The sequence below is a fragment of the Lacinutrix himadriensis genome (assembly GCF_001418105.1).
GTDB classification, from domain to species: Bacteria; Bacteroidota; Bacteroidia; order Flavobacteriales; family Flavobacteriaceae; genus Oceanihabitans; species Oceanihabitans himadriense.
On sequence record NZ_LIQI01000018.1, the window covers coordinates 81,284 to 90,127 of the forward strand.

General features: G+C 32.6%; 9 protein-coding genes. 6 read left to right on the forward strand and 3 right to left on the reverse strand.

The window, feature by feature from the left end; all coding sequences use genetic code 11:
* Positions 1-20: 20 nt before the first annotated feature.
* The 4 genes from AMD28_RS05700 to AMD28_RS05715 all read left to right on the forward strand — a co-directional run bounded on the left by AMD28_RS05700 (position 21) and on the right by AMD28_RS05715 (position 4,291).
* The gene (locus tag AMD28_RS05700; protein WP_055443193.1) at positions 21-1,004 is read left to right on the forward strand and encodes a bile acid:sodium symporter family protein; all 984 of its coding nucleotides are present in this window, start codon (positions 21-23) and stop codon (positions 1,002-1,004) included.
* A 26-nt stretch (positions 1,005-1,030) separates the two neighbouring features.
* Complete coding sequence (gene chrA, locus AMD28_RS05705; protein WP_055443194.1) at positions 1,031-2,152, forward strand: chromate efflux transporter; 1,122 nt, start codon at positions 1,031-1,033, stop codon at positions 2,150-2,152.
* A 171-nt stretch (positions 2,153-2,323) separates the two neighbouring features.
* Positions 2,324-3,718 carry a hypothetical protein gene (locus AMD28_RS05710; protein WP_055443195.1) on the forward strand — a complete coding sequence of 465 codons (1,395 nt, stop codon included), beginning with the start codon at positions 2,324-2,326 and terminating at the stop codon, positions 3,716-3,718.
* Between the two features lie 126 nt (positions 3,719-3,844).
* Positions 3,845-4,291: a KTSC domain-containing protein gene (locus AMD28_RS05715; protein ID WP_055443196.1), complete on the forward strand. Its 447-nt coding sequence runs from the start codon at positions 3,845-3,847 to the stop codon at positions 4,289-4,291.
* Between the two features lie 65 nt (positions 4,292-4,356).
* On the opposite strand, the gene trhA is transcribed toward AMD28_RS05715, so the two are convergent.
* Positions 4,357-4,983, reverse strand: coding sequence for a PAQR family membrane homeostasis protein TrhA (trhA, locus tag AMD28_RS05720; protein WP_055443197.1), 627 nt, complete (start codon positions 4,981-4,983; stop codon positions 4,357-4,359).
* Positions 4,984-5,661 carry a DUF4294 domain-containing protein gene (locus AMD28_RS05725; RefSeq protein ID WP_055443198.1) on the reverse strand — a complete coding sequence of 226 codons (678 nt, stop codon included), beginning with the start codon at positions 5,659-5,661 and terminating at the stop codon, positions 4,984-4,986.
* 235 nt (positions 5,662-5,896) lie between these two features.
* Between AMD28_RS05725 and AMD28_RS05730 the strand changes: the two genes are divergently transcribed.
* Together AMD28_RS05730 and AMD28_RS05735 are read left to right on the forward strand one after the other, a co-directional pair.
* Positions 5,897-6,985, forward strand: a complete 1,089-nt coding sequence (locus AMD28_RS05730; RefSeq protein WP_055443199.1) for a M42 family metallopeptidase — start codon at positions 5,897-5,899, stop codon at positions 6,983-6,985.
* 133 nt (positions 6,986-7,118) lie between these two features.
* Positions 7,119-8,261 (forward strand): aminotransferase class V-fold PLP-dependent enzyme, encoded by a 1,143-nt coding sequence (locus AMD28_RS05735; RefSeq protein WP_055443200.1) that lies wholly within the window; start codon positions 7,119-7,121, stop codon positions 8,259-8,261.
* Between the two features lie 84 nt (positions 8,262-8,345).
* Here the strand turns inward: AMD28_RS05735 and AMD28_RS05740 are convergent.
* Positions 8,346-8,844: T9SS type A sorting domain-containing protein (locus tag AMD28_RS05740; RefSeq protein ID WP_152975556.1), on the reverse strand; the 499-nt coding region annotated here is incomplete at its 5' end.

Genomic DNA, 8,844 nt, shown 5'->3' on the forward strand with positions numbered 1-8,844 from the left:
AGCGTCGCAAACAAAAAGTTATGAAAATAAAAATGGATGGATTTGTACTTTCTATTATAGCAACCATTGGACTAGCTTATCTTTTTCCGCATTGGGGAACACCACAAAGTGAAATCCCTATAGATACCATCAGTGCGATAGGAATTTCGCTTATCTTCTTTTTTTACGGACTTAAATTAAGTCCGACAAAACTAAAAGAAGGCATAAAAAACTGGAAATTACATCTTCTAATACAAGCTTCTACCTTTTTGATTTTTCCGTTATTGGTATTAATTTTTCGTCCGTTAATTCAAAACGAAGAACAAGAAATCATCTGGCTAGCCTTCTTTTTCTTGGCTGCCCTTCCTTCTACCGTATCCTCATCGGTAGTCATGGTTTCTATTGCAAAAGGAAATATTCCCGCTGCCATTTTTAACGCTAGTATTTCCGGAATTATAGGTGTTGTGCTTACCCCTTTATGGATGGGTTTATTTGTACAACAAACGGGAACCGATTTCAGTTTTACCGATATCTATGTAAAGCTAATCGTGCAAATCATTTTACCAGTTATTCTTGGTGTACTTTTACAGCGTTTTTTCGGAGCATTTGCACTAAAACACGCCAAGCTATTAACACGATTCGATAAATCGATTATCCTTCTTATTATTTACAAAAGTTTTGCAAGTTCCTTTGCCGATAACCTATTTAGTTCCATATCGCTTTTAGATATCTTACTACTTTTTATTGCGGTTTTAGCCCTCTTTGGAATCCTATATTTTTTAACGGGTTTCTTAGCGAAGCAAATGCAATTTAATACCGAAGATCAAACTACTGCACAGTTTTGTGGTACGAAAAAATCATTGGTGCATGGAACCGTTTTTTCTAAAATCATTTTTGGTAATTTGGCTTCCATCGGAATCCTGCTTTTACCAATCATGCTATATCACGCCATTCAACTATTAATCATTAGTATTGTGGCTTCCAAAAGAGGTCTGAAAGAAAAACACATCTCAGACTTAAAATAGCATACAAAGCGTAAAACATATTTATAATGTCGCAAAAAAAAGAACTTCAAGCACTCGCAAAACTGTTTTTCAAACTCGGAAGCATTGCTTTTGGTGGTCCTGCGGCACATATTGCCATGTTAGAAGACGAAGTGGTAAAAAAAAGAAAATGGATGACCGACCAACATTTTCTGGACTTAGTTGGTGCGACTAATTTAATTCCCGGACCAAACTCCACCGAAATGACCATGCATGTTGGTTATGAACGTGCAGGCTGGAAAGGACTTTTTGTTGCAGGAATCTGTTTTATATTTCCTGCAGTGTGTATTACAGCACTTTTTGCTTGGTTGTATCAAAGCTACGGACAATTACCAAACGTAAAACCGTTTATCTACGGCATTAAACCAGCAGTTATTTCTATCATATTAATGGCTGCCTATAAACTTGGTAAAAAAGCAATTAAAAATACCGAACTCGCCATTTTAGGTATTGCCGCATTAGTAGCATGTGTATTTGGGATCAACGAAATTACCGTACTTCTTGTTTCTGGTTTTTTAGGATTAGCCATCTACACCCTAAAACAAAATACCAACCAATTAAACAGCTTCTTACCACTCCTTTTTTTACAAGCAATAGATCCTAGTAAAATAACAGGATTAAAAATATTTCTTACCTTCTTAAAAGTGGGAGCCATTCTCTATGGAAGCGGTTATGTACTATTTGCCTTTTTAGATACCGAATTAGTAGCAAATGGTTTGCTAAGCCGACAAATATTAATTGATGCCGTTGCTATTGGACAAATAACACCAGGACCTGTTTTATCTACAGCCACATTTATTGGTTGGCAAATGCATGGTTTTACAGGAGCCATACTTGCAACACTTGGTATGTTTTTACCTTCCTTTTTCTTTGTACTTCTACTAAACCCATTATTGCCAAGATTACAAAAATCGCTAAAAATTAAAGCGTTTTTAGATGCGGTAAATGTAGCTGCCGTTGCATTAATTGTTGCCGTTTGTTTTACTATGGCAAAAGACACACTAACCGATTGGCGCACTATTGTTATTGCAATAGTTAGTCTAATAATGGTGTTTGTCTTTAAAAAAGTAAATAGTGTTGCTATTGTTTTAGGTGGAGCAGTTTTGGGGTATTTGTTGACACTAGTTTAAAATATTAGCTTTTAAAAATCAACACTTTAGGTTAATAACTTTGTATTAGGTTTTTGAAAAAGGCTTGGTGCTATTGAAAAATTCTTCTAACTTAGATTAAGTTATGGAGTTTAAATTAATAAAACATAGACAGTTAATCATGAAAGTTAATAACAAGCTAAAAAACAGTTAATGATAAAAATATATTTCGATTGGAACGTATTGTCTCAAATAAAAAATGGGAAGCATACAGAACTAAAAGAAATCATTTTTAATGATGATAAATTATTCATACCTTTTTCCACGTCTCATATTGGTGATATTCTTTCAAGTTTTAAAGAAACGGATGAACAAAAAGAATTTATAAAATCAGATTTAGAATTCATTTCTAATTTAACTGGAAATAAATGCTTAGTAAATACAAATGAGGATATTATTTTAGATTTTTGTTCTCCTCAAGAGCTTTTCCAGCAAAGAGTAAACGACAAAAATTTATTCAATGATTTAAGTTTAAAAGGGTTGATGAGCATCTTTGACCAAGATGAATCCACAAAAATGATTGGAAAAAACTTCATTAATCTATTAAAATCAATACCTCTTGATGATTCTTTCAAAAAAGCATTTGAAAACCCCAAAAGTGCCGAACAAATAAATAAAATATTTCCTGGTTTGGAAGCAAACCCAACAATGGAAGGTTTTTTTGAAAGCTTCAATAAAATGACATTAAATCTAAATGAGTCAGATACTTATGGGGAATTACGAAAATCAATTCAAAATGGAATTGGTATTAATAGAGATAGAATATTTAACATAAACGACCCTTACAAAATTATTGATGATAAATATAAAAAATTAGGTGGCTCACCAGATGATTATATTAATAAGTCAAAAAATGCTCCAGAATGGTTCAATAAAATTTCAAACGCATATATACTGTTAGATATGCATGGCTATCAAGAAGATAAGATAAACATAGGAAAAGGTAGAAAAGAAACTTTTAAAAATACTACAGAAGATTCCTTTCATTCCGCATTTGCATCAACTTGTAACTTTTATGTTATCAACGATAACAAATCATACAAAAAAACAAAAGTAATTTACAAAAAACTTAATATAAATACTCTAGTTTTAAAACCTAGTGAATTTGTAGAGCATTATCAAAAATTTCTTGATATCAAAAATCAACTTTTCAGTATTAAACTAATATTTAAAATTATTCAATCACAAAAATATTATGAAGAAAAAATGGAGGATTCTGTTTTGAGAACTTATTTTGTTCCTTTCTTTTTCTTTGGTTTTTTTAACAAAATAATGATGCTCTTGCCTGATGACAATGAAAATATAACTATTATTTTAAGCCAAAATGGACCAAGTAGTCATACAGTTTATGCAATGGAGGTCCGAAATTTAGTTGGTGAGATATGCAATTTGTTTGGTAATGATCTAGATAACTATGGAGAAGTTAAAGATGAAGAGTTTATAGAAAAGGAATGGAAAGGTCGCAAATGGCAAATTGATAATTACTCCTTTAGGTTAATAAGACTTAATGGTCTTTTTCAATTCTATTTTGATGAATTAAAAACTTAATATTTAAGAAAGCATTTATCTATAATATACCTCCAATCCCCAATAACGCAACTTTCTGCAACTAAAACTTCCTGATTTAAAAAGAAGTAGTACCTTTGCACTCGATTTAGAAAATAGAATTACCACATGAAACGTATTAACGAGTACAAAAAATTATTCAACGTAGAAAAAGAAATGACTTTAAAAAGTTTAAAAACTACGTATAGAAGTTTAGTAAAAGAATGGCACCCAGATAAGTTTCAAGCTGGTGATGAAAAAGCTGTAGAAGCAGAATTAATGAGCAGAAAAGTTATTGATGGCTACCACTTTTTAGTAAGTATGGCTCCAGAAACTTTAGAAGCAAACAAAGAAGAATACACGACCACTATTTCTAGTCCAATTTTAGACTGGCAACATAAAGGTTTATTGTTAGAAGTTTCTTTTTTAGATGGTAATACTTATGAGTACTTTGGTGTAAACAAAGGTTTATACATCAAATTTGCACAAAGCGATAAACAATCTCGTTTTGGTAAACGTAGTATTTTCAACTCGTTTCCTTACAGAAAAATCAAGAAGAAAGATGTAGTAGCTTAATCGCTTTACATCCTTTATTATATATAAAACAAGGCTACTTTTGTAGACCTTGTTTTTTTATGCTTTTAAATCACATAAAAATACACCATAAAAAAGTGAAAGATGGCTCCTGCCAAAACAAACATATGCCAAATAACATGGTTATAAGGTATCTTGTTAATGGCATAAAAGATAATCCCTCCTGTATAGGCTAATCCGCCAGCAAAGAGTAATAAAACGCCGTTACTACCAAGAAATTCACTAAGATGGCTAAAGTCGAAAACTACCAACCAACCCATTACTAAATATAGAATTATTGAAAAAGCTTCAAAACGACCAGTAAAGAATATTTTTAAAATCACACCAAAAGCGGCAATTCCCCAAACGGTATAAAATAAAGTCCAACCAAGGCTATTCTGCAAAGCAATTAATAAAATGGGTGTGTAGGTTCCTGCAATAAGCATATAGATACTTATATGATCTAGAATTCTAAAATAATGTTTCTTTTTTTCATCTTGTACATAGTGATACAACGCAGATGCTGTAAATAAAACGATGATAGAAATACCATAAACTATTACACTAAAAAGGCTCCAGTCACTTTTATTGGCATCTTTTATAATCAGCAATACCAATGCTGCAATACCAAGAAATGCACCTATTAGATGTGAAAAGGCGTTGAGTTTTTCTTCAAAAAGAGTTTGTATGCGCATTTAGGGATTGTTTTTAGAAGATAACCACTTATCAGAAAGTGCATAAAAATCGAATGAAACAGCTGGTTCTTGCTTTTCTAAAATACCATTTTGAAAGTTTCGTTGCAAAATATCTTCAATAAGAAAATCTTCTTTTTCGTTTTCCGGATCAAATTCTCGTTTTAACGAAATATCAAAAAGGCTCGCAGTACTGTTAAACCAAAAGGCTCTCCAACCACTTCGCAATTCTTTAATTAAATCGAAAGCAGTTTTTCCCGTTTGCCGGTGTATGAGTTTCACGAGTATTTGTCCTTCGGTTCGTGTTAGATTTTTTAACTCTTCCGAAAACTCTCCTTCAATATACTTTTGCACGCGTCTTGCGTATTTTTTCTTAAGACTTTTACGTTCTATGCCATCCATTCTTTCTTGCATGGTTTCCAAACGTTCGGCTGCAAGTTTGGCATACGGATACACTTTTATGGTTTTTCGTTTGATAATAAGATAGCGCTTTCTGTCTGCTAGACTATTGAATTTAAATTTATTTAAAAGCATCACTTCCTCTAAATCTATAGACGAAGTTACCGTAGAATCGCCTTTAACTATAATGTATTCATAGTCGGTGGTGTCCTGTTGTACTTCCTTAATTTGCGAAAATAGCAAGGCAGGAAAAAGTATAAAAAGGTAAAGAATGTGTTTCATATGTATTTTCCGTATACACGGAAGTATTCCTATTTTAAAATTAAATGTCTAAAACCGTTCCAAATTGGGTTTTATATCTAAATACTTCTTCATCTTTTAAAAGTTCAAGAAAAATGTTTAGGTATAACACCTCCAAATTCCCAATTTATTATAAACACAGTAAAATTAATAATTTACGCTTTGGAAACCTTTAAATTATTATTAATATTCTTAATTTAGACGAAAATTAATTCAAATGGCAAAAAAGAGCATACTTAACAAAAAGTCTATGGACTTTTTAGAGAAATATTTAAATAATGCAGCCCCAACGGGTTACGAATGGGAAGGACAGAAAATCTGGATGGACTATTTAAAGCCGTATGTAGATGAGTTTATTACCGATACCTACGGAACTGCTGTTGGTGTTATTAACCCTGACGCAAAATACAAAGTAGTTATTGAAGGGCATGCAGATGAAATTTCTTGGTACGTAAACTACATTAGCGATAATGGTTTAATTTACGTGATTAGAAACGGAGGAAGTGATCACCAAATTGCACCTAGTAAGATTGTAAATATTCATACCAAAAACGGTATTGTAAAAGGTGTATTTGGCTGGCCAGCAATTCATACCAGAAACAAATCTAAAGAAGAAGCTCCAAAACCGGACAATATTTTTATAGATACAGGTTGTGCAACTAAAGAAGAAGTAGAAGCACTTGGCGTTCACGTTGGTTGTGTAATTACCTATCCAGACGAATTTCATATTCTTAACAAAGATAAATTTGTTTGTCGTGCGTTAGACAACAGAATGGGTGGTTTTATGATTGCCGAAGTTGCTCGTTTATTAAAAGAAAACAAAAAGACATTACCTTTCGGACTTTACGTTACCAACTCGGTACAAGAAGAAATTGGTTTACGTGGTGCCGAAATGATTACACAAACTATTAAACCGAATGTGGCTATAGTTACCGATGTAACGCATGATACCACTACGCCAATGATCGACAAGAAAAAAGAAGGTCATTTAGAACTTGGTTTAGGCCCTGTAGTAGCTTATGCTCCTGCGGTACAACAAAAATTACGTGATTTAATTACAGAAACTGCCGAAGCAAATAAGATTCCGTTTCAACGTTCTGCATTATCTAGAGCAACAGGAACAGATACCGATGCTTTTGCGTATAGCAATGGTGGTGTAGCTTCTGCGTTAATCTCATTACCTTTACGTTATATGCATACCACAGTAGAAATGGTACATAGAGACGATGTTGAAAATGTGATTAAAATGATTTATGAAACGCTTCTTAAAATTGAAGCTGGTGAAGATTTTAGCTATTTTAAATAAGTCGATAATCGACATTAAACATAAAACACCCAATAAATAAGCCTCTTTTTAGAGGCTTTTTTTATTCTTACTTCTCTCCTATTGAATCTGCGGAAACTTTAGTAGCTTTATACCATTAATTATACCAGCTATTATGTCTTTACCAAACCAAAAACACCTTTTTGATCTTCCAGAAGATATCACGTATCTAAACATAGCGTCGCAATCGCCAGCTTTTAAAGCGATCTACGAAGCAGGATTAGAAGGTTTAAAGCAAAAAAACAGACCTTACACCATAAAGGGTTCCGATTATTTTGAACCCGTTGTAACGCTTAAAAAACTGTTTGCAAAATTAATTGATGTTTCCGATTATAATCGAATTGCTACCATTCCTTCTGTTTCCTACGGAATTGCTACCGTTACCAACAATATTGTTTTACAGGAAGGTGACGAAATTTTAGTTATTGAAGAGCAATTCCCGAGTAATTATTATTCTTGGAAAAATCTAGCAGACACCTATAATGCGACTATTAAAACAGTCGGTAAAAAGGAAGGAGAACTTTGGGATAACAATATTCTAAATGCCATAACAGATAAAACGGCAGTTGTTACACTAGGAAATATTCATTGGTCTAACGGAAGCTTATTCGATGTAAAGGCGATTAGTAAAAAAGCGAAACAGCATAAAGCATTACTTATTATTGATGGCAGTCAGACGATTGGCGCTTTACCTTTTTCGGTGAAAGAAATTCAGCCAGATGCTTTAATTTGCGCTGGCTACAAGTGGCTATTTGGTCCGTACGGATGTGCGTATGCATACTATGGTGCTTATTTTGATAACGGAAAACCTTTGGAAGAAAACTGGTCTAACCGATTGGGTAGCGAAAATTTTGCTGGTTTAACCAATTACCAATCCGAATACAAACCATTAGCAAATAGATATCAAGTTGGTGAAAGTGGAAACTTTATTTATGTCAAAATGCAAATTGCAGCGTTGCAACAAATTCTTGAATGGACACCAAAAGGTATCCAAGAATATTGTAAAAATATTTCCGCGGAAGCGGTAAAAGAATTAAGAGTTTTAGGTTGTAAAATTGCCGATGATGACCAAAGAACGCATCATCTTTTCGGAATAGAATTACCGAAAAACATACACCTAGATGCACTAAAAAAAGATCTAGCAAGCAATAACATTTTTGTCTCTTTTAGAGGAAACTACATTCGAATTTCTTGCCACTTATTTAATACTGCCGAAGATTTTAAACCATTAATAAAAAATTTAAGTAATCACGTATAAAAAACTGGTTACTAAATAATTGATTATAATAAAAACCCAACACTAATTGTAGTGTTGGGTTTCTTATTATAAATTGTTTTGTTTTTATTTTACAATAAGCCTTCTCTTATACATTTGGTTATTTTGCGTAATAATGGTTACAAAATACACCCCAGCATTTAATCTACTTACATTAAAAGTAGCACTGTTTTTTATGTCTAAAATTTTTCTACCAACAATATTCTTCATAATTATTTGATCTATCTTATCTTTAGAATCACTTAATTCAAAATATACGTTGTTATTTGCAGGATTTGGAAACATCGAAATGGTTTGTTCTGCGACTTTACATGTTGGACAACAAACTATTTCCACCTCTTTTTTAGCACATGGCATTGTTGCATTGTTAAGATTATAAACAAGTAAAGTTAATCCTCCATTCTCATTATTTTCCATGGTATTTATTCCCGTTTCTAAAGGATATTCTCCATCTCCTAGACCTCCTACAGTAAAATTAAAACAACTATCTATATCCTCTGGAACTGTTATTTGAACTAAATGACAGTTTTCAATAGTAGTTACAGAATTAGCAACAATTTCAAAA